This is a genomic window from Streptomyces sp. NPDC029122 (assembly GCF_055569445.1).
The window spans coordinates 20,211-42,341 of sequence record NZ_JBVHWK010000018.1 but is presented as its reverse complement, the minus strand read 5'-3'; the positions used below and the strand labels follow the sequence as shown (position 1 = coordinate 42,341).

General features: G+C 73.6%; 20 protein-coding genes. 11 read left to right on the top strand and 9 right to left on the bottom strand.

What is annotated here, in order from left to right:
* Window positions 1–103 precede the first annotated feature (103 nt).
* Window positions 104–1,219 carry a citrate synthase 2 gene (locus ACZ4WZ_RS21180; RefSeq protein ID WP_467892470.1) on the bottom strand — a complete coding sequence of 372 codons (1,116 nt, stop codon included), beginning with the start codon at window positions 1,217–1,219 and terminating at the stop codon, window positions 104–106.
* A gap of 236 nt (window positions 1,220–1,455) precedes the next feature.
* On the opposite strand from ACZ4WZ_RS21180, the gene pdxH reads away from it, so the two are divergent.
* On the top strand, window positions 1,456–2,079 hold the full coding sequence (gene pdxH / locus ACZ4WZ_RS21175) for a pyridoxamine 5'-phosphate oxidase (RefSeq protein ID WP_467892623.1): 624 nt from the start codon (window positions 1,456–1,458) through the stop codon (window positions 2,077–2,079).
* A gap of 415 nt (window positions 2,080–2,494) precedes the next feature.
* Window positions 2,495–3,823 carry a PAS domain-containing protein gene (locus ACZ4WZ_RS21170; protein ID WP_467892469.1) on the top strand — a complete coding sequence of 443 codons (1,329 nt, stop codon included), beginning with the start codon at window positions 2,495–2,497 and terminating at the stop codon, window positions 3,821–3,823.
* An 84-nt stretch (window positions 3,824–3,907) separates the two neighbouring features.
* Here the strand turns inward: ACZ4WZ_RS21170 and ACZ4WZ_RS21165 are convergent, their stop codons facing one another.
* The gene (locus tag ACZ4WZ_RS21165) at window positions 3,908–4,663 is read right to left on the bottom strand and encodes an SIS domain-containing protein (RefSeq protein WP_467892467.1); all 756 of its coding nucleotides are present in this window, start codon (window positions 4,661–4,663) and stop codon (window positions 3,908–3,910) included.
* 226 nt (window positions 4,664–4,889) lie between these two features.
* Between ACZ4WZ_RS21165 and ACZ4WZ_RS21160 the strand changes: the two genes are divergently transcribed.
* Both ACZ4WZ_RS21160 and ACZ4WZ_RS21155 read left to right on the top strand, forming a co-directional pair.
* A complete protein-coding gene (locus ACZ4WZ_RS21160; RefSeq protein WP_467892465.1) occupies window positions 4,890–5,582 on the top strand; it encodes a metal-dependent transcriptional regulator in 693 nt (230 codons plus the stop codon).
* A gap of 302 nt (window positions 5,583–5,884) precedes the next feature.
* Window positions 5,885–6,751, top strand: coding sequence for an alpha/beta fold hydrolase (locus ACZ4WZ_RS21155; RefSeq protein WP_467892463.1), 867 nt, complete (start codon window positions 5,885–5,887; stop codon window positions 6,749–6,751).
* 63 nt (window positions 6,752–6,814) lie between these two features.
* Here ACZ4WZ_RS21155 and ACZ4WZ_RS21150 read toward each other — a convergent pair whose 3' ends face one another.
* Window positions 6,815–7,747 (bottom strand): NADP-dependent oxidoreductase, encoded by a 933-nt coding sequence (locus tag ACZ4WZ_RS21150; protein ID WP_467892462.1) that lies wholly within the window; start codon window positions 7,745–7,747, stop codon window positions 6,815–6,817.
* Between the two features lie 114 nt (window positions 7,748–7,861).
* On the opposite strand from ACZ4WZ_RS21150, the gene ACZ4WZ_RS21145 reads away from it, so the two are divergent.
* The gene (locus tag ACZ4WZ_RS21145; protein WP_467892460.1) at window positions 7,862–8,836 is read left to right on the top strand and encodes a GlxA family transcriptional regulator; all 975 of its coding nucleotides are present in this window, start codon (window positions 7,862–7,864) and stop codon (window positions 8,834–8,836) included.
* A gap of 121 nt (window positions 8,837–8,957) precedes the next feature.
* Here ACZ4WZ_RS21145 and ACZ4WZ_RS21140 read toward each other — a convergent pair whose 3' ends face one another.
* The 3 genes from ACZ4WZ_RS21140 to ACZ4WZ_RS21130 form a co-directional block, all read right to left on the bottom strand.
* Entirely contained in the window at window positions 8,958–10,577 is a 1,620-nt protein-coding gene (locus ACZ4WZ_RS21140; RefSeq protein WP_467892459.1) for a transporter, read from the bottom strand.
* On the bottom strand, window positions 10,574–11,407 hold the full coding sequence (locus tag ACZ4WZ_RS21135; RefSeq protein WP_467892457.1) for an ABC transporter ATP-binding protein: 834 nt from the start codon (window positions 11,405–11,407) through the stop codon (window positions 10,574–10,576). Before ACZ4WZ_RS21135 ends, ACZ4WZ_RS21140 begins: the two co-directional genes overlap by 4 nt.
* 135 nt (window positions 11,408–11,542) lie before the next feature.
* Window positions 11,543–12,229: a bifunctional DNA primase/polymerase gene (locus tag ACZ4WZ_RS21130; RefSeq protein WP_467892456.1), complete on the bottom strand. Its 687-nt coding sequence runs from the start codon at window positions 12,227–12,229 to the stop codon at window positions 11,543–11,545.
* A gap of 214 nt (window positions 12,230–12,443) precedes the next feature.
* On the opposite strand from ACZ4WZ_RS21130, the gene ACZ4WZ_RS21125 reads away from it, so the two are divergent.
* Window positions 12,444–13,826 (top strand): transcriptional regulator, encoded by a 1,383-nt coding sequence (locus ACZ4WZ_RS21125; protein WP_467892454.1) that lies wholly within the window; start codon window positions 12,444–12,446, stop codon window positions 13,824–13,826.
* Between the two features lie 80 nt (window positions 13,827–13,906).
* Complete coding sequence (locus ACZ4WZ_RS21120; protein ID WP_467892453.1) at window positions 13,907–15,553, top strand: hypothetical protein; 1,647 nt, start codon at window positions 13,907–13,909, stop codon at window positions 15,551–15,553.
* Window positions 15,554–15,577: 24 nt separating this feature from the next.
* Here the strand turns inward: ACZ4WZ_RS21120 and ACZ4WZ_RS21115 are convergent, their stop codons facing one another.
* On the bottom strand, window positions 15,578–16,984 hold the full coding sequence (locus tag ACZ4WZ_RS21115) for an ABC transporter substrate-binding protein (RefSeq protein ID WP_467892621.1): 1,407 nt from the start codon (window positions 16,982–16,984) through the stop codon (window positions 15,578–15,580).
* 196 nt (window positions 16,985–17,180) lie between these two features.
* Between ACZ4WZ_RS21115 and ACZ4WZ_RS21110 the strand changes: the two genes are divergently transcribed.
* Together ACZ4WZ_RS21110 and purU are read left to right on the top strand one after the other, a co-directional pair.
* Complete coding sequence (locus tag ACZ4WZ_RS21110) at window positions 17,181–17,627, top strand: SCO4402 family protein (protein ID WP_467892619.1); 447 nt, start codon at window positions 17,181–17,183, stop codon at window positions 17,625–17,627.
* 14 nt (window positions 17,628–17,641) lie between these two features.
* Window positions 17,642–18,523 (top strand): formyltetrahydrofolate deformylase, encoded by an 882-nt coding sequence (purU, locus tag ACZ4WZ_RS21105; RefSeq protein ID WP_388945982.1) that lies wholly within the window; start codon window positions 17,642–17,644, stop codon window positions 18,521–18,523.
* A 45-nt stretch (window positions 18,524–18,568) separates the two neighbouring features.
* Here purU and ACZ4WZ_RS21100 read toward each other — a convergent pair whose 3' ends face one another.
* A complete protein-coding gene (locus tag ACZ4WZ_RS21100) occupies window positions 18,569–19,543 on the bottom strand; it encodes an immunity 49 family protein (RefSeq protein WP_467892452.1) in 975 nt (324 codons plus the stop codon).
* A 164-nt stretch (window positions 19,544–19,707) separates the two neighbouring features.
* Window positions 19,708–20,223: an EF-hand domain-containing protein gene (locus ACZ4WZ_RS21095; RefSeq protein WP_467892450.1), complete on the bottom strand. Its 516-nt coding sequence runs from the start codon at window positions 20,221–20,223 to the stop codon at window positions 19,708–19,710.
* Window positions 20,224–20,499: 276 nt separating this feature from the next.
* Here ACZ4WZ_RS21095 and ACZ4WZ_RS21090 point away from each other — a divergent pair, with 276 nt between their 5' ends.
* Window positions 20,500–21,078 (top strand): sigma-70 family RNA polymerase sigma factor, encoded by a 579-nt coding sequence (locus ACZ4WZ_RS21090; protein ID WP_007265652.1) that lies wholly within the window; start codon window positions 20,500–20,502, stop codon window positions 21,076–21,078.
* Window positions 21,075–22,131, top strand: a 1,057-nt coding sequence (locus tag ACZ4WZ_RS21085; protein ID WP_467892449.1) for a maleylpyruvate isomerase N-terminal domain-containing protein, incomplete at its 3' end; no start/stop codon positions are given. The genes ACZ4WZ_RS21090 and ACZ4WZ_RS21085, both read left to right, overlap by 4 nt.

Below are 22,131 nucleotides of genomic sequence, written 5' to 3'. Positions count from 1 at the left end.
CTCCCCCCTCCCCCCCCCCCCCCCCCTGGCCCCCCACCCCCCCCCCCCCCCCGCCCCCCCCCCCCCCGCCCCCCCCCCCCCCCCCGGAGGGGTACGCGGGCCCTCAGCCCGTGGCGGCGGCGTCGGTGATGCCGGCGTACCCCTCGATCTCGCGCGGGTCGCGCGGGCCCGGGCCGACGTAGCGCGCCGACGGACGCACCAGGCGGCCGGTGCGCTTCTGTTCCAGGATGTGCGCCGACCAGCCGGCGGTGCGGGCGCAGCTGAACATGGAGGTGAACATGTGCGCCGGGACCTCCGCGAAGTCCAGCATGATCGCGGCCCAGAACTCCACGTTGGTGGCGAGCACCCGGTCGGGGCGGCGCGCGTGGAGCTCCTCCAGCGCGGCCTTCTCCAGGGCGGCGGCGACCTCATAGCGCGGGGCGTCGAGCTCCTTGGCGGTGCGGCGCAGGACGCGGGCGCGGGGGTCCTCGGCGCGGTAGACGCGGTGGCCGAAGCCCATCAGGCGCTCGCCCTTGTCGAGGGCCTTCTTCACGTACGCCACGGCGTCGCCGGTGCGCTCGATCTCCTCGATCATGCCGAGGACGCGGGAGGGCGCCCCGCCGTGCAGCGGCCCGGACATGGCGCCGACGGCGCCGGACAGCGCCGCGGCGACGTCCGCACCGGTCGAGGCGATGACGCGGGCGGTGAAGGTGGAGGCGTTCATGCCGTGCTCGGCGGCGGAGGTCCAGTACGCGTCGACGGCCTTGACGTGCTTGGGGTCGGGCTCGCCCCGCCAGCGGATCATGAACCGCTCGACGACGGACTCGGCCTTGTCGATCTCGCGCTGCGGCACCATCGGCAGGCCCTGGCCGCGGGCGGACTGGGCGACGTACGACAGCGCCATCACGGCCGCGCGCGCCAGGTCGTCGCGGGCGGTCCGCACGTCGATGTCGAGCAGCGGTTTCAGACCCCATACGGGGGCGAGCATCGCGAGTGCGGACTGCACGTCGACGCGGATGTCACCGGAGTGGACCGGGATGGGGAAGGGTTCGGCGGCCGGCAGGCCGGGGTTGAAAGCACCGTCGACCAGCAGGCCCCAGACGTTCCCGAAGGACACGTGGCCGACGAGGTCTTCGATGTCGACGCCCCGGTAGCGGAGCGATCCGCCTTCCTTGTCAGGCTCGGCGATCTCCGTCTCGAACGCGACGACCCCTTCGAGTCCGGGTACGAAATCGGACATCAGGCGGCTCCTCAGGTAGTGCGAACACGCGCGGTTCCCGGCGTGATTCGCGGTCCGGCGCGGTCATCCCCGTTGATGCCCGGCAGGGCCGAAGGTCATCCGTGCGAACCCTCGGACCGGCCCCAAGATTTTGTCCGTTCCGGTGGGCCTGCGGAAGCGTGACATACGGCACACCGGCGCCCGGCGTACTGCGGCAGGATGACCGTGTGACCGATCAGGACATTGACCCCGCCGTCATGCGCAAGCAGTACCGCTCCCAGATCGTCGAGGAGGCGGACCTCGCTGACGACCCGATGGCGCAGTTCGCCCTGTGGTTCCAGCAGGCGGCCGACTCGCACCTCTTCGAGCCCAACGCGATGGTCGTCTCGACGGCCACCGCCCAGGGGCGGCCGAGCTCCCGGACGGTCCTGCTGAAGCAGTTCGACTCGCGGGGCTTCGTCTTCTTCACCAACTACGGCTCCCGCAAGGTGCGGGAGATCGACGAGAACCCGTACGTCTCGCTGCTCTTCCCCTGGCATCCGATCGCCCGCCAGGTCATCGTGACGGGCCGGGCGGAGCGGATCGGCCGGGACGAGACGGCCGCCTACTTCCGTTCCCGTCCGCACGGCTCGCAGCTGGGCGCGTGGGCGAGCGCGCAGTCCAGGGTGATCGGCTCGCGCGCGGAGCTGGACCGCCGTTACGCGGAGCTGGAGGAGCGCTACCCGGAGGGTGAGCAGGTCCCGGTGCCGCCGGAGTGGGGCGGGCTGCGGGTGCTGCCCGACGCGCTGGAGTTCTGGCAGGGTCACGAGAACCGCCTGCACGACAGGCTGCGATACGTCTTGGACGGGGACGGGTGGGGCGTCGAGCGCCTCTGCCCGTAGGGCCGGCGGGTCACGCCCGGCCCCTGACGCAGACGACCCGCGGGCTCGGGTTCCTCTCCTGCAGTGAGAGGAGCCGGCCGGACGTGCCGGCGAGCCCGCGGGTCGGGTGACTGCTGTGGATTGGCGCCGGGCGATTCCGCCGGGCACCGCACTGGGTGCGCTGCTGACGACGGGCCCTAGCCCGCAGCCACCTCACGCGTCCGGTTTCCGTACATTTCGGGAACCACCTCCCTTCTCGTGTACGACAGAGCCTAGGTCGGCCCTCCAGGGCCCTCAAGTGATTTATCGAGGGAATTCCGGAGAAGCCCCGGGGGGGACATTCCGGGAGGTTTCCGGGAAGCGGGTGTGGCCTGGGTCACGTTCGAGTTCAATGATCTGACGTGCCGCACACGCGAACACCTGCAGGGGGTGCCAGGTGAGGGCTTCCGGGCGTAGTGAGACCGCCGACGATCTGCTCGCAGCGCTGCTCGACGGGATGGACGCCGCCCTGTGCGCGTTCGACGCCGACGGCGTGATCACCCACTGGAACCGCGAGGCCGAACGGATCCTCGGCTGGACCGCCGCCGAAGCGGTGGGCCGGGCCGGATTCGCGGGCTGGGCGGTGCGCGCCGCGGACGCGGACGACGTACAGGCCCGGCTGATGTCCGCGCAGGACGCGCCGGGCCGGCAGGTCCACGAGTTCGCCCTGCTGACCAAGGACGGCGGGCGGATCCTCGTACGGACCCAGTCCGCCGCGGTGCCCGGCTCCGACGGGAAGCCCGCCGGGGTCTACTGCGCCTTCAGCGAGGTCCACGCGCAGATCGACCTGGAGCGGTCCATCGCCCTCAGCGAGGCGCTGATGGACGACGCCTCCTGGGGGGTCGTGCTCGTCGACGTCGACCTGCGCCCCGCGGTGGTCAACGCGCACGCCGCCCACGCCTTCGGAGCCGGACGCGGCGCGCTGCTCGGGCGGCCGCTCGGAGACCTGCTGGAGCAGGGCGTGGAGGAACTGGAGGGCGCGCTCCAGCACGTGCTGGCGGAGGGTGCGCCGCCGGCGCCGCTGGAGCTGTGGGTGTCGGTGCGGACCCCGGAGGGGGTGCGGCGGCGGTGCTGGCGGTGCGGGTTCCTGCGGCTGGGGTCGCCGCTCGCGGAGGAGCCGGTGCCGTTGGGGGTCGGCTGGCTGTTCCAGGACGTCACCGAGGCCCGGCAGGCCGAGCTGGACACCGGGCAGCTGCGGTTCCGGACCAACCAGCTGTACCGGGCGGGGCGCGCCGCCGCCGAGTGCGAGGACCCGGCGGAGGCGGCCGCAGTCCGGCTGGACTTCGCGCTGGCCGGCTTCGCGGAGCACGCGCTGGTCGACGTACTGGAACCCGGGCCGGGACGGCGCCTGGTCCGCTCGGCGGTGTCCCCCTCGGGGCTGGCCCTGCTGCTGCCCGGGCCGGGGGCGATCCCGGTCCGCTACGAGGCCGCGCACCCGGCGCTCCAGGCCCTGGACCGGATCGGCCCGGTGCGGGCCAGCGCCCCCGCCGGCGAGGCGGCCGCGGCGTGGGCCTCGGCCCGCCAGTGGCCCCCGGGCGCCACGCACGCCCTGTGCGCGGTGCTCCGCAGCCGCGGCCGCACCCTGGGCGCCCTCACCTTCCTCCGCGGCCCGTCGCGCCCGGCGTTCGAACGCGCGGACGCGCTGTACGCGGAGGAGGTGGCGGCCCGGGTGGCGGCGGACCTGGACCTGGCGATCCGTTGCCCTCGCCGGGCGGAGTGCGGCTGACCCTGGCCGGGTGGTTCGGGGGTGGCGGGGTTGCCTGTGGGGCGGTTGCCAGGGGACTTCGGCCCCGTGCAGCGGCGCGGCCCCTCAGTGCCGGAAGAAGATCCGGTCCCCGTACTCCCGAATGACCCGCCCGTTCCACTCGTGCCCGCCGTCCACGTTCCCCGACCGCAGCAACGGCGGCTCCACGCCCCGCGCCACCAGCTCGCCCGCCGCCGCCGCCATCACCGCCTGCATGATCGCGCTGGTCACCACCGTCGACGCGGGAGCGAACGGCGCGTCGATGCCGTCCACCGACAGCTCCGCGTCCCCGACCGCGATCTTGCTGTCCAGCACGATGTCGCAGTGGTCCTTCAGGTAGGTGCCCGAGACGTGCCGCGACTTGGTCTCCGTCGCGTACGCCACCGACGTCACGCCGATGACCTTCAGGCCGATCGCGCGCGCGTTCATCGCCATCTCGACCGGCAGCGCGTTGCGTCCGGAGAGCGAGATGACGACCAGTACGTCCCCGGCGGAGGCCGGGCTGCTGTCCAGGACCGCGCCGGCGAGGCCGTCGACCCGCTCCAGCGCGCTGCCCAGCGTGGCGGGCATGACGTCGACGCCGACCGTGCCCGGGACGGCCAGGAAGTTCATCAGCGCGAGCCCGCCGGCCCGGTAGACCACGTCCTGCGCGGGCAGCGAGGAGTGCCCGGCGCCGAAGGCGAACAGCCGGTTCCCGGAGGCGACGGCCCGGGCGATCACGGCTCCGGCCTCGGTGATCCGTGAGCCCTCCTCGTCGCGTACCCGCTCCAGCAGGCCGATGGCCGCGTCGAAGAACTGCCCGGCCAGCTTGCTCTCGCTCATACGCCGTAGGCCTTCCAGGGTGTGGGTGCTGTCCGCCGCTCACCGTGCGGTCTGGACCAAGGGCGTGTCAATACGGACGTCAATCCGAGGGCAGCCGTTCTCCTTGCTGCGCCGATGCGCTCCGGCTGATGTCCCGTACATGCCTTGACGCTCGGCGCGGGACGGTTGTCGGCCCGATGCGTCAGAATTGGGGGCAGGGCCAGCGCACGCAATCCGAGGGGCACGAATGTCCGGACTGATCGACACCACGGAGATGTACCTCCGCACCATCCTGGAGCTGGAAGAGGAAGGTGTGGTCCCCATGCGCGCCCGGATCGCCGAGCGGCTGGACCAGAGCGGCCCGACGGTGAGCCAGACCGTGGCGCGCATGGAGCGCGACGGTCTGGTCGCGGTGGCCAGTGACCGGCACCTGGAGCTGACCGACGAGGGCCGCAAGCTCGCGACGCGGGTGATGCGCAAGCACCGCCTCGCGGAGTGCCTGCTGGTCGACGTCATCGGCCTGGAGTGGGAGCAGGTGCACGCCGAGGCCTGCCGCTGGGAGCACGTGATGAGCGAGGCGGTGGAGCGGCGCGTACTGGAGCTGCTGCGCCACCCGACCGAGTCGCCGTACGGGAACCCGATCCCGGGGCTGGAGGAGCTGGGGGAGAAGGCCGAGGCGGATCCGTTCCTGGAGGACGGCATGGTCAGCCTGTCCGAGCTGGATCCGGGCACCGAGGGCAAGACGGTCGTCATCCGGCGGATCGGGGAGCCGATCCAGACCGACGCCCAGCTGATGTACACGCTGCGCCGGGCGGGCGTGCAGCCCGGCTCGGTGGTGAGCGTGACGGAGTCCCCGGGCGGGGTGCTGGTCGGCAGCGGCGGGGAGGCCGCGGAGCTGGACGCGGACATCGCGTCGCACGTGTTCGTCGCCAAGCGCTGACGTCCCCAGGGGGTTGACGGCCGTCGGCGCCCCGGCGCCGGCGGCCGGACGCAAGGCGGTCCCGGCGCCTTTCGGCGCCGGGACCGGTCCTCCCCTTGCTGACCTGGAGCCCCGAGCTCTCAAGGTCATCCCCTTCGGACCGTCTTCCCCGAGCGGCCCGCCTCCCTGTTGAAAGGATCTCCATCGGCAGTGGCGGCCAATCCTTGAGCAAGGTCACTCGAAAGAGCGGTGTTGTCGGCGAGACGCCCGTTTTCGAATGCGGGTTCGATAGTCTGGCCGGGAGCGAAGGGGGTGCATCTCCGGTGGTACAGCGGATCGATGTCACGGGTGCCGACGGCGTACGCCTGGCGGCCTGGGAGTTCCGGGAGCCGCCTGCGGAGCCCCGGAAACCGGCGGTCCTGTTACTCCACGGCCTGATGGGCCGCGCCCTCCACTGGGCCGGCACCGCGCGCTGGCTGGGCGAGCACCGCCGCGTCATCGCCCTCGACCAGCGCGGGCACGGCCACAGCGGCCATCCCGTGACCGGACCCGAGCGGGCCGCGCGCCTGGGCCGCGAGGCCTTCGTCGCCGATGCCGAGGCCGTCATCGAGCAGCTGGGCCTCGGTCCCGTCGTCGTCATCGGCCACTCCATGGGCGCCCTCACCGGCTGGCAGCTCGCCGCCCGGCGCCCCGAGCTGGTCCAGGCCCTGGTCATTTGCGACATGCGTGCCTCCGCGCTCGGCGAGGCCTCGCAGCAGGATTGGCAGGAGTGGTTCCGCCGCTGGCCGCTGCCCTTCCCCACCCAGGACGCCGCCCGCCGCTGGTTCGGCGAGGACGACCCCCGGGTGGAGCGCCCCGACCCCGGCCGCGGGGCCTTCTTCGCCGAGGTGATGCACCAGGCGCCGGACGGCTGGCGCCCGCTCTTCTCCCGCAGCCAGATGCTGACCGTCCGCGAGACCTGGGTGCACGACGCGCACTGGGAGGAGTTGGCCCAGGTCCGCTGCCCCACCCTCGTCGTGCGCGGCCTGGACGGCGAGCTGGGCCGGGCGGAGGCCCAGGAGATGGTCCGCGTCCTCCCGGCCGGCCAGTACGCCGAGATCCCGGACGCCGGCCACTACGTCCACTACGACCAGCCGGCCGCCCTGCGCTCGGCGCTGGAGCCCTTCCTGGAGGCGGTGGCCGTCTCCTAGCGGAGCCCCTCGAAGAGGGGCCCGGAGGCCCGGTGCCGCCGGGGAGGGGCGCCGGGCGGCCGATCAGTCGATGACGGAAAGGACGATCTTCCCCGTGGTCCGGCCGCTGTCGCTCAACTCGTGTGCCTTCCCGGCCAGTTCCAGCGGCAGCACCGTGTCGATCTCGGGCCGCAGCAGCCCGGCCTCCGCCAGCGCGGCGATCTCCCGCATCCCCGCCTGGTCGGCCTCCACCGCCATGAAGGCGGCGCGCAGGCCCAGCGGGCGGGCCTCCTCCGCGAGGCGGGCCTCGGCCGGGGAGGCGAGGGAGACCACGATGCCGCCGGGGCGCAGGGCGCGCAGCGAACGCGGCCCGTACTTCCCGCCGATGGCGTCGACCACGACGTCGACGGGCGGGGTGGCCGTCTCGAAGGCGACGGCGGTGTAGTCGACCACCTCGTCCGCGCCCAGCCCGCGCAGGAACGCGTGCTTGGCCGCGCGGGCCGTACCGATGACGTACGCGCCGCGCGCCTTGGCGATCTGCACGGCGAGGTGCCCGACCCCGCCGGCCGCCGCGTGGACCAGCACCCGCTGCCCCGGGCGCACGTCGGCGGTGTCCACGAGGGCCTGCCAGGCGGTGAGCGCGGCCAGCGGCAGCGCGGCGGCCCGTACGTGGCTCAGCGCGGCGGGCTTGCGGACCAGGTGCCGGGCGGGGGAGGTGACGTACTCCGCGTACGTGCCCGCCGGGACGGGGTGGCGCGGCATGCCGAAGACCTCGTCGCCCGGGGCGAGGGTGGTGACGCCCAGCCCGACCGCCTCGACGGTCCCGGAGACGTCCCAGCCGAGCCGGACGACCTCGCCGGCGAGCCCGCCGGTGGCCCGGTGCCAGGAGTCCGTCGGGTTGACCCCGGCCGCGTGGACCCGTACGAGCACCTCGGCCGGCCCCGGCTCCGGCCGCTCCACCTCGACGACCTTCAGCACCTCGGGCCCGCCGAACCCGTCCTGAGCCACCGCACGCATGACGCCACCCCCGCTCTCGGCGGGGCCCCCGCGGCCCCGTCCCGAGACCAAGATTTCCGCACGGCCCCCACCGGAACGAGTGGCAGGACTGCCACCATCTGAAAGGATCTTGCCATGACTTCTGCGCTGCACCGTGTCGTGGTCCTGGCCCTCGAAGGGGTCTACCCCTTCGAACTGAGCATCCCCGTACGCATCTTCGGCACCGCCCAAGGCCCGGACGGCGAGCCGCTGTACGAGGTCACCACCTGCGGCCTGACCGGTGGCCCGGTCACGACGAGCGCGGACTTCACCATCACGGTGCACCACGGCAGCGAGGCCCTGCGCACGGCGGACACCCTGGTCATCCCGCCCTTCACCTGCGGCCCGGACACCTCCCGCGCCTGGCTGCCCGCCGAGCTCGCCGAGGCCCTCGCCCTACTTCCGCCGCACGCCCGCATCGTCTCGATCTGCACGGCCTCGTACGTCCTCGCCGCCGCGGGACTGCTCGACGGCCGGCGCGCCACCACGCACTGGAACGAGGCGGGCCACTTCCAACGGGCCTTCCCGCGGGTCGAGGTCGACGAGAACGTCCTCTTCGTCGACGACGGCCGCGTCCTGACGGCCGCCGGCGTCGCCGCGGGGGTGGACCTGTGCCTGCACCTGCTCCGCCGCGACCACGGCAGCGAGATCGCCAACCGGGTGGCGCGCCTGTGCGTGGTCCCGCCGTGGCGGGAAGGCGGCCAGGCCCAGTACATCGAGCGCCCCATGCCGGAGCCGGAAGCCGCCACGACGGCCGCGACCCGAAGCTGGGCCCTGCGTCACCTGGACGAGCCGCTGTCCCTCGCGCAGCTGGCGGACCACGCCGGAATGAGCGTCCGCACCTTCTGCCGCCGCTTCGCCGAGGAGGTCGGCACACCCCCGGGCCAGTGGCTGACCCAACGCCGCGTCGACCACGCCCGCCGCCTCCTGGAAACCACCGCCCTCCCGGTGGACCAGGTCGCCGCCGAAGCGGGCTTCGGCACGGCGGCCTCCCTCCGCCAACACCTCGCAGCCACCCTGGGCACCTCCCCGACGGCCTACCGCCGGGCGTTCAGAGCCGTCGCTCGCTGACGGCGGCTCGCTCGGCCCTGACGCGGCAGGCTGAACCGCGTGGTTCCGGACGGGGGTGGAAACGGCCGCAGGGGGCGGCGGGTTGGTGCCCGCCGCCCCCTGCCCCGTGTACGAGGGCGGGTCAGCCCTTGCTGACCGCCGTCAGGATCTCCGGGAGCTTGCGGGCCACCGCCGGGGCCGCCACGCGCAGGCCCGCCCAGGTCGCCGCGCAGCCCCAGGCGATGCCGATGGGGAGGGCGAGCAGGCCCAGGGTGCCCGGGTCGTCCGCCAGGCTGATGTACACCGTCAGGCCGATCACCGGTGCGCAGATCACCGCCGAGGCGAGCATGCCGCAGACGATGCCCAGCCAGGCGAGGCCGGCCTGGCCCGGGGCGACGTTCTTGAACGCCCCCTCCGACGGGATGGAGTACGCGAAGTGCGCCGAGACCAGCGCGCCCGTGCACAGCATCGAGCCGAGCAGGGCCAGCGCCAGGCCCAGGGCCGGCGGGAAGCCGGCCCAGTCGCCCACCAGGGCGGCGGTGACGACCGTGACGAGGACGGTGTACGGGACGGTGACCAGGGCCAGCGCGGCGGCGCGGGCGCGCAGTTCGCCGTACGCGTCGCGCGCGGTGGAGATGGTCTGGGCGACCATCCAGAAGGCGGAGGTGTCCTGCCCGAACTGGTTGTACATCTGTACGCCGAGCATCCCCGCGCCGAAGCAGGCCAGGTACACCGAGCCGGTGCCCTGGAGGGCGTTGAAGACGGGGACGATCAGGCCGATCGCCAGCGACGACACCCAGGCGGACTTCGTCTTCGGGTCGCGGACGGCGTAGCGCAGGGTGCGCTGGATGACCGCGCCGGTGCGTCCGCCCGGCAGGAGGGACCAGAAGCCGCCGGCGCCGCCCCGGTCCTTCTCGGGCTTCGCGGCCGCGAGGGTGGAGCCGTCCGGGCTGACCATCAGGCTGGTCAGGCTGCGCTCCCAGAACCACAGGAGGGCCGCGAGGGCGCCGAGGGTCAGGGCCAGCTGGGCCGCTGCGGTGCCGTACGCGCCCTCGCTCACGGAGTCCACCATGCCGACGGCCGTCGCCGGCGGCAGCCAGCGCACGATCGCCTCGACCGGCTCCAGCGCGGCCAGACCGCCTTCCTGGAACAGGCGCTGGCTGCCGAAGTTGACGACCTGGGCGCCTATCGCGATCAGCAGGCCGCTGAGCACCGCGAGGTCGCGTCCCTTGCGGCTGGACAGGAGCCGTACGTTCGCCGTGGCCACGGCGCGGGCCAGCGCCACGCAGGCGAGCAGCAGGAGCGGGGCGCCGACCACGGCCGCCGCGATGCCCGCCGGGCCGTGCGCCACCGCCGCCACCGAGCCGGCGGCGATGCAGAGCGTGAACAGCGGGCCGGTGCCGACCAGGGAGGAGGCCAGCAGGGCCCGGACGAGCGGACGCGGCCGCAGCGGCAGCATCACGAGCCGGCTCGGGTCGAGCGTCTCGTCGCCGGTCGGGAAGAAGAGCGGCATCACGGTCCAGCCGAGCGCGAGGATCGCGGCCAGCAGGACGACCACGGTCCCGGCGTGGAGGTGGCCGTGCAGCATCGCCAGGCCCAGGGTGACGAAGAGGGAGAAGACCAGCGAGATCACCAGGCTGATGATCCAGACGGCCTTGCGCTTCGATGACCCCTTGAGGCCGTTGCGCATCAGGGAGAGCTTCAGGCGGACGAAGAGGGAGGTGACGGAGGCCGCGGAGGGGGCGGCGGTGGCGCTGCTCATCGCGCGCCGCCGAGCCAGTCGAGGGAGTCGCCGGCCGCGTGGTCGCGGGCGCCGACGAGTTCGAGGAAGGCGGCCTGGAGGGAGGGCGCGGAGCCCCGTACGTCGGCGAGCGGGCCGGCGGCGCGGATCTGTCCGCCCGCCATGACGGCCACCCAGTCGCAGAGCGATTCGACGAGCTCCATCACGTGGGAGGAGAACACGACGGTCGCACCGGACGCGGTGTAACGTTCCAGCACCCCGCGGATGGTCTGCGCGGACACCGGGTCCACGCCCTCGAACGGCTCGTCCAGGAAGAGGACTTCGGGGTTGTGCAGCAGCGCCGCCGCGAGACCGATCTTCTTGCGCATGCCCGTCGAGTAGTCGACGACCAGCTTGTGCTGGGAGCCCGCGAGGTCCAGTACGTCCAGCAGCTGCGTCGCCCGCTTGTCGGTCTCCTCACCCGGCAGCCCGCGCAGACGGCCCATGTAGCCGAGGAGTTCCCGCCCGGAGAGGCGCTCGAACATCCGCAGCCCCTCGGGCAGGACGCCGATGCGGGACTTCACCTCGACGGGGTCGGCCCACACGTCGTGTCCGGCGACGACCACCCGGCCCATGTCCGGGCGCAGCAGCCCGGTCACCATGGACAACGTGGTCGTCTTCCCGGCGCCGTTCGGGCCGACGAGCCCGACGAAGCGGCCGGCCGGCAGCTCCAGGTCGATCCCCGCGACGGCCACCTGCTCGCCGAAGCGCTTCCACAGTCCCTCTACCCGCACGGCGGCCACGGGCTGCGCGGATCGCGCGCCCCCACCCGTCCCGCCCGTACCGCCCGTCGCATAACCCTGGTCCGGCATGCGCCTGCCTCTCGTTCTGTTCCCCGTGGTCGTACTGTCCTCACCATAGGAGGAAGGGAAGAGGCCTCAGCAGTTACGAATGTCATGAACTTGCGGACACGTATGTCAGGCGGTGGCCGCGGGGAAAGGACGAGGTCAGGGCTTGCGCCGGCCGCGGGCCGCGGCCGCCTCGCTGCCGCAGGCGTACGCGATCGCGTCGATCAGCTCCTCGGTGTCCGGCAGCCACCGGTTCGCCGGCGTGGGCTTACGGGCCCACTGCACCGGCCCCTTGCCGCCGAAGCGGGTCGGCGGCGCGGCCACGTACTGCCCCTCGCCCCGCGCGACCAGGTCGATGGCGTGCGGCAGCCAGCCCAGCTTGCGCACCAGGTCCGGCACCTTCGCCCCGGCGCCCGGCAGGACGAAGAACAGCATCCTGTGGTCGGGGGTCAGCGCGACCGGGCCGAGCGTCCGCTCGGTGCGCTCCAGCCGCGCCAGCGCGAGGAACCCGGCGGAGTCCGGTACGTCGAGCGCGTCGAAGGTGCGGCCCGTCGGCATCAGGATGGAGGCGCCGGGGTGCTTGCCCCAGATCCGCCGCACGCCCACCGCGCTGCCCGAGGCCAGCGACGCCCAGTCCTTGACCGCCGGGTGCGCGCCGGGCGCCGGGCAGTCGTCCGCCCCGCAGGAGCACACCTCCCGGCCGTCGCCGGGCTCCAGCCACGTGCCGGCGAAGACGTCCCAGTGCCGTTCTTCCACGTACCGCACGGCATGGTCGAGCAGTTGATCCCCGCGCTGCTGGGGAATGGGCGCGGTCTCCGTGACTGTGATGGTCTCTTCCACGCCCATCACAACTCCCGCGGTCACGCCGGGTTACGGCCGTAAACCAGCCTGTGGGCGCTGCATCGATCCTGCATACGGGGCGCACGGATGCATGAGCGGGGGCGCGTGGGAGGGCGGGGCGCGGTCGTTGGGTAACGACACGTCGCAGAGCGGAAGATTCTCCGCACTTCAGGCGGGAAGTGATCATTCCATCGATCACCCGCGGCCTCAGGGGGTTTTCATGGCAGCCAGGCCTCTCGTAGCGCGCCAGCCGAACGAACGGCTGCAAGCGCTCATCCAGGAAGCCGGGTGCTCCAACGCCGGGCTCGCACGGCGCGTCAACATGTGCGGGGCCGAGCACGGCCTCGATCTCCGCTACGACAAGACCTCGGTCGCCCGTTGGCTGCGCGGCCAGCAGCCGCGCGGCCGGGCGCCCGGCATCATCGCGGAAGCCCTCGGCCGCAAACTGGGCCGGACCGTCACCATCGACGAGATCGGCATGGCCAACGGGAAGAACCTCGCCTCCGGCGTGGGCCTGCACTTCTCCCCGACGGTCATCGGCGCCATCGAGCAGGTCTGCGAGCTGTGGCGCAGCGACGTGGGACGCCGCGACTTCCTGTCCGGGTCGAGCGTGGCGGCCTCCGCCCTGGTCGAGCCGAGCCGGGACTGGCTGATCACCGGCGCCGACCCGCAGGTGGCGCGCAGCGGCGGGGCGCGGGTGGGGATGCCGGACGTGGAGGCGGTACGGGCGACCACCGAGGCCCTGACCGACCTCGACCACCGCTTCGGCAGCGGGCACGTGCGGCCCGTGGTGGTGCACTACCTCAACTCCGTGGTGTCGGGCCTGATCGCGGGCTCCTACCGGGAGCCGGTCGGGCGGGCCCTGTTCGCGGCGGTGGCCCGGCTCACCGAGCTGGCCGGCTACATGGCGGTGGACACCGGCCAGCCGGGTCTGGCCCAGCGCTACTACATCCAGGCCCTGCGGATGGCGCAGGCCGCGGGCGACCGCGCGTACGGGGGCTACGTACTGGCCGCGTCCATGAGCCACCTCGCCGCCGAGCTGGGCAATCCGCGGGAGATCGCGCAGCTGGCGCGGGCCGCGCAGGAGGGCACGCGCGGGCAGGTCACGCCGCGGGTCGAGGCGATGTTCTACGCCGCCGAGGCGCGCGGGCACGCGCTGCTCGGCGACGCCAGGGCCACGGCGGTGCTGTCGGGGCGGGCGGTGACGGCGCTGGAGCGGGCCGAGCCGGAGTCCGGCGACGACCCGGTGTGGATCCGCCACTTCGACCAGGCCTACCTGGCGGACGAGCTCGCGCACTGCCACCGGGACCTGGGGCAGGCCGACGCGGCGGGCAGGCGCGCCGAGGAGGCGCTGCGGCACCTGCCCGCGACGAAGGCCCGCCGCCGGGCCATCGGGCTGCTGCTGCTGGCGGCCTCGCAGGTGCAGCAGCGGGAGGTGGAGCAGGCCTGCCAGACGGCGACGACGGCGGCCGAACTGCTGGGGTCGCTGCGTTCGCGGCGGGGTGCGGAGTACCTGGACGACTTCCGGGCGCGGCTGGAACCGTACCGGGAGGAACCGGCCGTGCGGGAGTTCGGGGCGCGGCTGGAGGTTCAGGCGGCCTGACGTGCGCGTGGCGTGACCGGGTAGCGTGACCCGACGGTTCCGTGGGTTCGGACGAGTCGGAGAAGGCAGAAGGAGTCCCGGTGACGGAGAACGGACAAGGGGGCGTCCCCCAGCCCGGGACGCCGCATCAGGCACAGCCGGCGCCGGCTCCCGGCTACCCGCAGCAGCCGGGGCCGCAGGCCGGGGAGGCGTGGGGAACACCCCCGGCACCCCCGGCATCCCCCGCGCCCCCGGCGTACGGGTACCCGGCGGCGCCGGACCTCCAGGCACCGCAGCAGTACGCGGGGCCGAACGAGCCCGCGTACGAGCCCCCGTACGAGCCGCCGTCGCAGCCCGGGCAGCCCGCGTACGGGTATCCGCCGCCGGCGGGCCACGTCGTGGGCCCGGGCTTCGAGGGGCCGGGGGACCCGCACGGCTACGGCTACCCGCCGCTGCCGGACGCGGCGACGCAGTACATCCCGCCGGTCCGGGCGGCCGGGCACGACCAGGCGACCCAGTACATCCCGCCCGTCACGGCGGATCCGCACGAGCAGGCCACGCAGTACATGGCTCCGGTCCCGCCGGTCCCGGCGCACGAGCAGGCGACCCAGTACATGGCTTCGGTCCCGGCGGCGGAGCACGAGCAGGCGACCCAGTACATCCCGCCGGTCACGGCGGATCCGCACGAGCAGGCCACGCAGTACATGGCTCCGGTCCCGCCGGTCCCGGCGCACGAGCAGGCGACCCAGTACATGGCTCCGGTCCCGGCGGCGGAGCACGAGCAGGCGACCCAGTACATCCCGCCCGTCCCCGCGGATCCGCACGAGCAGGCCACCCAGTACATCCCGCCCGTCCCCGGCGGCGGCGCGCCCTCGGCGAACGCCGCCGAGGGCTTCGACGCGCTGTTCCGGGCCGACGGCGACGCCGATGCCACCGGGCCCAGCCGGCAGTCGCAGCCCGTCCCCGACCCGGGGCCGCGCCGGACTCCGCCGCCCGCGCCGGCGCGGCGCGGCGGGCCGCACCGGGCCCAGCAGCCCCCGCCGCCCCAGCAGTTCCAACAGCCGCAGCAGGCCCAGCAGTACGCGCCTGCGGCCCCGCCCCCGGCGCCCGCGCGCCGGATCCCGCCCGCCGTCATCGCGGCCGCCGTCTTCGGGCTGATCGTGGCCGGGCTCGGGGTGGGCGCGATGCTCGGCGACGGCAAGGCCCAGAACACCGACCCGGGAGCGGTGGCCCCCGCCGCCAGCGGTTCCGCCGGCTCGGGGGCGGCGCCCGGCGAGGCGGCGGTCGACCCGGCCCGCCCGCAGGCCGTCCAGCTCGACAAGCTGCTCGCGGACGCCGGCGACAGCCGGGCCTCGGTGATCAAGGCCGTGGACGACATCAAGGACTGCAAGAACCTGGGGCAGGCGGCCCAGGACCTGCGCGCCGCCGCCCGCCAGCGCGAGGAGCTGGTCACCCGGCTCCAGGAGCTCAAGGTGGACCTGCTCCCGAACCACGCCCGCTTGTCGGCCGCGCTCACGAAGGCCTGGAAGGCTTCGGCGGACGCCGACACCAGCTACGCGGCCTGGGCGGACGACGCCGCCCGTGACAAGGGCGGCTGCAAGGACGGCAAGGCCAAGACCACGGACGACGCGGCCGACGGCAACAAGGCGAGCGGCGAGGCCACCAAGGCCAAGGAGTCGGCGGCGGCCATGTGGAACACGATCGCCGCCAAGTACGGCCTGACGAAGCGGGACAAGTCCCAGCTCTGACCGGCGCCGGCCCCGCCCGGGCGGTCAGGCCGAGCGGGGGGCCTGCTCCAGGGTCGGGGTCATGTCGAGGTTCTGCTCGCCGGGCTGGGCGACGAGGCGGCCCGACTGGACGGTCTGGAAGCTGACCCGGCCGTTGACCAGGCGCGGGAACCCGGCGACGGCGCGCATGTCCTGGTAGCGCCAGCTCAGGTCGGGGGTGAGGTTGCCGGTGTGGACGCCCGGTGACTGGTTGAGGGCCCGGGCCAGCTTGCGGGCGGTGATCTCCTCGTCGCTCTTGAACCGCTGGACGATCCGGTCGAGGACGCTGTACGCGATCCAGGTGGTCTGGGCCCCGCTGTCGTCGGGGTCCACGGCGTGGTCGCCGAAGGCCTGCTCGCTGATCACCTTGCGCATCGGCGCCCACAGCGGGTCGGTCGACACGGGGTACCAGCTGGTGACGTAGGCGCCCTCGAAGGGGCTGTCCTTGCCGCCGGTGCGGTCCACCAGGGCCTGGCTGATGCTGCCGAGGACGGAGGAGATCTGCGTCCTGCGCTGGGTGTCGACGCGGCGGAAGGCGTCGAAGAAGATCTCGGTGCGTTCGCCGAGGACCGCCGTCACGCAGCTCTTGTCCTTGGCCGGGTCGGTGGCCGCGGGCTTCGGCGCCCCTGGGGCCTTCGGGTTCCTGGCCGTGGACGGCGTGGCGGATGCCGGGCCGGCGGGCGTCGGGGCCGCGGGGGTGCTCGCCGGCGTGCCGGCCGGGGCGGCCGGCGCCGTCGGGGTGCCGCCGAGCGCCTCGCGGGCCTGCGGTTTGAAGTCGGCGGAGTCCTCGGCGGCCCGGATGTCGGAGGCCTCCGGCATGCTGTTGGCCTTGAGCCCCGCGTTCAGCAGGACCGGCATCGTGTCGCCCGCGAGGGTGTCCGGGCGGACGAGGGAGACCTGGGAGCAGGCCTTGCCGAGCTGGTGGCCGGCCCCGGCGAGCAGCGCGGGCTGCCCGCCGTTGACCGGGTAGGACAGGGTGCTCTGGAACTCCTCGGCGGAGACGCCGTAGCCGCCGATGAAGGGGATGCCCTCGGCCTCCAGCGGGGCCATGAAGGCGCGCCCGTGCTGGCTGTACGAGCCGATGACCGCGACGGCCTTCTCGGTGACGGCCTTGCGGGCGCAGTCGGCGGCGCCGGTGGCGGTGTTCTGCTCGTTGCAGGTGATCACGCGCAGTTTGCGGCCCTTCATGCCGCCGTTGGCGTTCACCCAGCGTTCGTAGGTCTTGGCCATGCCCGGCATGCCGGGCATATTGGTCGCTTTGGTGCCCATGGGTGCGAAGGTCATGACCGTGAGGGAGTCCCCGGAGCCCCCCGGACCACCGGGGACCACCCCGCACGCCGTCGTGAGACACGCGCCCGTCGCCGTGGCAACGAGCAGGCGGGTCAAGGTAGTTACACGTCGGTGAGGCGTCATGTCCACCGACCCTTCCGCCCCGCGGGTAACTCGGCGATGAGATGGACACAACAGCGGGTGACGCCCGGGTGAATTGCGGGGGGCCGGCCACCCACAGCTGCTTCAAGATCGCAGGTCGGGGGAACGTACGATCGAAAGCGTGACATTCGCCCAAGGTTCGAAGAACTCTTCCCGCCGCGGCGGCCGCTCCTCCACCATGGGCGGCATGCCCCTCAACGACATGCCGTGGTGGCGCTGGCGCAGCAACGTGCGCTCGGCGCTGCACATGCTTTCCGACCCGGTGTTCCAGGAGGAGGTCTGGCTGGCTGGCGCCGAAGGGTACGGGGACGTCACCGACGCCGTGTACCGGCTCGTCGAGGACACCTGGCTCGACAGCTGGTCCGCCGACAAGTACGTCGGCACGATCTTCCGCGACGCGCAGGAGGCGGCCCTGGTCGACCTCGCCGTCCTGCGGGTGCTGCGGATCCTGCACCAGGTCGGCCCCGACGCGCCCGTGTCCGCGTACCTCGGCCACCAGGACTGGCCGGAGGCGGTGCGGGCGTCGCGCGAGGCGCACGTACGGATGTCGACGGCGGACGGGGAGGACCCGGACGAGCGGCCGAGCTCCGTCGACGTGCTGAAAATGCTGACCCGCGTGGTGTGAAAGGCTGTGCCGTCATGAGCGAACACCCACAGCCCCGGGCCGAGGCCCAGGCCCAGTACGTCCTGACCGTCTCCTGCCCCGACAAGCAGGGCATCGTGCACGCCGTGTCGAGCTACCTCTTCATGACCGGCTGCAACATCGTGGACAGCCAGCAGTTCGGAGACCGGGAGACCGGGCTCTTCTTCATGCGGGTGCACTTCGAGGCCGAGCCCGCCGTGACGGTGGAGAAGCTGCGCGCGAGCTTCGCAGCGATCGGCGACTCCTTCCGGATGGACTGGCAGATCCACCGCTCCGACGAGCGGATGCGGATCGTGCTGATGGTGTCGAAGTTCGGGCACTGCCTGAACGACCTGCTGTTCCGCTCCCGGATCGGCGCGCTGCCGGTGGAGATCGCGGCGGTGGTCTCGAACCACACCGACTTCGCCGAGCTGGTCGGCTCGTACGACATCCCCTTCGTGCACATCCCGGTGACCAAGGAGACGAAGGCGGACGCGGAGGCGCGGCTGCTGGAGCTGGTGCGCGAGCAGAACGTCGAGCTGGTGGTGCTCGCCCGGTACATGCAGGTGCTGTCGGACACCCTGTGCAAGGAGCTGAGCGGGCGGATCATCAACATCCACCACTCCTTCCTGCCGAGCTTCAAGGGCGCGAAGCCGTACCACCAGGCGCACGCGCGCGGTGTGAAGCTGATCGGCGCCACCGCCCACTACGTGACCGCCGACCTCGACGAGGGGCCGATCATCGAGCAGGAGGTCGAGCGGGTCGGCCACGAGGTCACCCCCGACCAGCTGGTCGCCATCGGGCGGGACGTGGAGTGCCAGGCGCTGGCACGGGCCGTGAAGTGGCACAGCGAGCACCGGGTGCTGCTCAACGGCTCGCGGACGGTCGTCTTCGCGTAGGTCCTGCGGACCCGGGGCACACCGTACGGGTGCCCCCGCGCGCCCTCAGGGGGCGTCGGCGGCGACCCAGCCGCCCAGCCGGTTCACCTCGGTCCGCGCGGCCAGGTCCATCGCGTCGGGGGAGCCCAGCAGCTCGGGCGGCAGGTAGCCGGAGCGGACGCCGAGCTCCCACCGGTGCGTCTGGACGGCCAGGGCCGCCAGGGCCAGCGGCCCCAGCGGCAGCAGGGTCCGGGGCGCGGGCTCCGGCTCCGCCTCCGCGCTCGCGCGGTGGGCCGTGAGCCGGTCCGCGAGGGCCTCCTCGAAGGCCGCCCGGTCGTCGTCGAGGAGCACGCGCAGCAGCCGCTGGTCCGCGGTCAGCGGTCCCGCGGCGTCCAGCCGGCGGGCCGCCCCGGCGCGCGTGGCGGCGTCGGGCTTGCACAGCGGCACGGTCGGCCAGTCGCTGGGCCGGTGGCCGGTGCTCGCGGTCAGGTAGCCGCACAGCGCGTCCATCGCGGCGAGGTCCGACGGCTCCGACCGCGAGGTGTGCGGCGAGTACGGCACCCCGTCGCGCAGGGCGGGCGCGTAGTCGTCGCGCAGCAGCAGACCGGACACCTTCCGCCAGTCCCACACCAGTCCGCTGACCACCGCGGCCTCGAAGGCGTCGAGCCAGGTGCGGGCGGTGGGGGCCGCGGTGACGGCGCTCCGGAAGTCGAAGTCCTCGCTGCCGGCCGTCTCGTTGACGAGCGGGAGCGGGACCTCCTGGTCGCCGCCCGGGAAGCAGCCGATGCCGAGGACCCCCAGGGCACACTGCGCGGCGGTGAGCAGCGCCGTGCGGGCCGTCCCGTCGAGCCGGCCGTCCACCGCGGTGCGGGCGGCGACGTGGTCGAGGAGCTCGTCGCCCATCTCCCGCAGCCGCTCGGGCGCCGGGTCGGCGTACATGCGGTCGTAGCGCGTCCAGGTCCGGACGGCGATGCCGTCGAGCGCCCCGGCCGTCCGCTCCTCGCCGACCGGGTGCCGCTGCACTTCCCGTACGTTCCGCACGCCGCCGCCTCCTGTGATCGTCCCGGCTGGAAGCGCACGCTACCGCGGGCCCGGACAGCGCCCGGGGCGGTGGCCCCGGGCGGGCGTGGGGCGTTGGGCGCCGGGCCGGCGTCACGCGGCGGCGTCCGGTCCCAGGCGTCGGCGTCGTGTGGCGGCGTCCCGGCTCAGGCGTCGGGGTCGACGCCGCAGTAGCCTGCGAAGGCGGCCAGGATCTCGTCCTCCGAGATGCGGCCGTCGCCGTCCGTGTCCAGGGCCCCCGCCACCTGCGCGGCCAGGCCCGGCTCGGTGCCGAGGACGCGCAGCACGCGGGCCGCCGCCGCCGGGGTGGCGCCCGCGCCGTCCTCGTCCGCCACCGCGATCACGGCGGCCAGGAACGGCCGGGCGATCTCCGCGAACCGCTGCGGGTTGTCCCGCAGCCGCTTCGCCGCGCCCGTGACGAACTCCTCGCGGGAGACGCGCTGGTTGCCGTTGACGTCGGCGATCCCGGCCATGCCCTGCCAGAACGCCTCGGCGCCGCTGAAGACCGCCTGACCCTTGTCCGAGCGCGCGGCCGTACCGAATTCGGCCAGCACGGCCCTCGCCGCCGTACTGAAGTCCTCCCGGTCGATATAGCCGGAACCGTCCTGGTCGAAGGTGGCGAATCGAGCGGCGATCTTGCGCTCGTACTCTGCGCTGTCCATGTTCGGCTTCCGCCTTCACGTGTGCGTTGGGTGCGGTTGGGGTGCAGATCAAGACAGGCAGGAGCGTAAGGCCTCGGTGGCCTGCGCGTTAAGCGAAGCGGTCAAGGAGGTGGCCGCATCGAACCCGCGCACGGGAAGCGCGCCGGGGCGCGTACGCGTGTACCAGCGCGCCGCCTAGCACGGGGGTCCCGCCGGCGGGGCGACGTTCTCGCAAAACCGGCGCGATCCATCCGATGCCCACTACATTTGACGGGTCGACACACGGCTGGAGGCATGATGGCGAAGGACGTTCCACCGCGCTGGGACCGTCGCATGCAGCAGCGCCTCGCCCGCGGTGAGGCCGCCGCGCTGGGGGAGCTCTACGACCGCTTCGCCTCGCTGGTCCACAGCCTGGCCCACCGGGTCCTCGGCGACGAGAAGGCCGCGGACCGGATCACCCGCGAGGTCTTCGGCTACATCTGGGAGAACCCGGACGCCTACGACCCCAAGCAGGGCTCCATGCGCTCCTGGGTCGCCCGGATCACCCAGGGCCAGGCCGTCGCCAGGCTGCGCCAGGCCGAACTGGGCCGGGGCTCGCGCGAGGAACTCGAACAGAAGGTGCGCAGCGCCAACGCGGCCGCCCGCGCCGACTACATCGTCACGTCCATGCCCGCGCCGTTGCGGGCCGCCCTGGAGCTGGCGTACTTCAAGCGCCGCGACTACCGCCAGGCCGCCGCCGACCTGCAGATCAGCGAGGACGAGGCCCGGCGCAGGCTCCGGCTCGGCCTCCAGCTGCTGTCGACCGCCAACGTCCTCCCCCGGGAGGACACCGCCCCGCCCGGATACGGCCCACGCGGATACGGAACTCCCCGATGACCGGACCTTCCGAAGACACCCCCGACGACGCGTACGAGCGGCGGACGGGCGGTCGCGCACGGATACCGGGTCCCCGCGCGGCCGGTGACGACCTGAACGCCCCGGAGGCGCTGCCGCCCGCACCGCCCTCGCACGCGGTACTGAAGTCCCTGCTCGGCGCATGGGCGCTCGCCGCCTGCTCCACCGAGGAGACCCAGGCCGTCGAGGACCACCTCACCGAGTGCGCGCCCTGCGCCGAGGAGGCGCTGCGGCTGCGCGACGCGGTGGGTCTGCTGCACCCCGAGGAGAGCCTCGACCTCAAACCGCTGCTGCGTTCGCGCGTGCTGGAGGACTGCCTGGGCAAGCGCCCCGCCCGCATCCCCGTACCGGCGTGGGCGGCCCCGTACGACACCGAGACGGCGCGCCTCGACGCACTGCTGCGGGACTTCGGCGACTCGGAGTGGCACACCCCGGTCCGGCTGAAGTGGTTCGAGGAGGAACGCCGGCGCTCGCACCGCACCACGGTCGCCGGGGTGATCGGGCACCTCCTCACGGTCGACGGGCTGATCGCCACCGCGCTGGGGCTGGACGACCCGCTGGGTCCCCAGGCGCCGCCGGGCGGCCCCACGGACCGCACCGAGCACTTCTGGAACTCCTCCCGCTTCCCCGTCACCCGGCAGGTCCGCGAACCGTGGCGGTCCCAGGGGCACACGCTGGTCCGCACCGTGTCCTTCGCCGGCCGGGGCGTGGCCGAACTGTCCGTGGACTACGGGGGCTTCGCCCTGCCCCTGGGTGACGCCTTCCTGGAGCGGGCCTTCGAGTGCTGGGTGCACGCCTGGGACATCGCGGAGGCGGTGGACTACCCGTACGAGCCGCCGGCGGGGCCGAACCTGCACCGGATGATCGACCTCGCGGCCCGGCTGCTGCCCGGCGCCCTGGCGGGGGGGGGGGGGGGGGGGGGGGGGGGGGGGGGCAGGGGGGGGGGGGGGGGGGGGGGGGGGGGGGGGGGGTTTCCCCTTGTGTTTGTTGTTGGGGGGGCGGTTTTTTCCGCAAGGGGTGGGAGCGTGGTTTTTG

Coding starts and splice junctions, on each gene's coding strand:
- ACZ4WZ_RS21180 (WP_467892470.1), bottom strand. CDS start 1,219: ATGTCCGATTTCGTACCCGGACTCGAAGGGGTCGTCGCGTTCGAGACG.
- pdxH (WP_467892623.1), top strand. CDS start 1,456: ATGCGCAAGCAGTACCGCTCCCAGATCGTCGAGGAGGCGGACCTCGCT.
- ACZ4WZ_RS21165 (WP_467892467.1), bottom strand. CDS start 4,663: ATGAGCGAGAGCAAGCTGGCCGGGCAGTTCTTCGACGCGGCCATCGGC.
- ACZ4WZ_RS21160 (WP_467892465.1), top strand. CDS start 4,890: ATGTCCGGACTGATCGACACCACGGAGATGTACCTCCGCACCATCCTG.
- ACZ4WZ_RS21150 (WP_467892462.1), bottom strand. CDS start 7,747: ATGCGTGCGGTGGCTCAGGACGGGTTCGGCGGGCCCGAGGTGCTGAAG.
- ACZ4WZ_RS21145 (WP_467892460.1), top strand. CDS start 7,862: ATGACTTCTGCGCTGCACCGTGTCGTGGTCCTGGCCCTCGAAGGGGTC.
- ACZ4WZ_RS21140 (WP_467892459.1), bottom strand. CDS start 10,577: ATGAGCAGCGCCACCGCCGCCCCCTCCGCGGCCTCCGTCACCTCCCTC.
- ACZ4WZ_RS21135 (WP_467892457.1), bottom strand. CDS start 11,407: ATGCCGGACCAGGGTTATGCGACGGGCGGTACGGGCGGGACGGGTGGG.
- ACZ4WZ_RS21130 (WP_467892456.1), bottom strand. CDS start 12,229: ATGGGCGTGGAAGAGACCATCACAGTCACGGAGACCGCGCCCATTCCC.
- ACZ4WZ_RS21125 (WP_467892454.1), top strand. CDS start 12,444: ATGGCAGCCAGGCCTCTCGTAGCGCGCCAGCCGAACGAACGGCTGCAA.
- ACZ4WZ_RS21115 (WP_467892621.1), bottom strand. CDS start 16,984: ATGACGCCTCACCGACGTGTAACTACCTTGACCCGCCTGCTCGTTGCC.
- ACZ4WZ_RS21110 (WP_467892619.1), top strand. CDS start 17,181: ATGGGCGGCATGCCCCTCAACGACATGCCGTGGTGGCGCTGGCGCAGC.
- purU (WP_388945982.1), top strand. CDS start 17,642: ATGAGCGAACACCCACAGCCCCGGGCCGAGGCCCAGGCCCAGTACGTC.
- ACZ4WZ_RS21095 (WP_467892450.1), bottom strand. CDS start 20,223: ATGGACAGCGCAGAGTACGAGCGCAAGATCGCCGCTCGATTCGCCACC.
- ACZ4WZ_RS21090 (WP_007265652.1), top strand. CDS start 20,500: ATGGCGAAGGACGTTCCACCGCGCTGGGACCGTCGCATGCAGCAGCGC.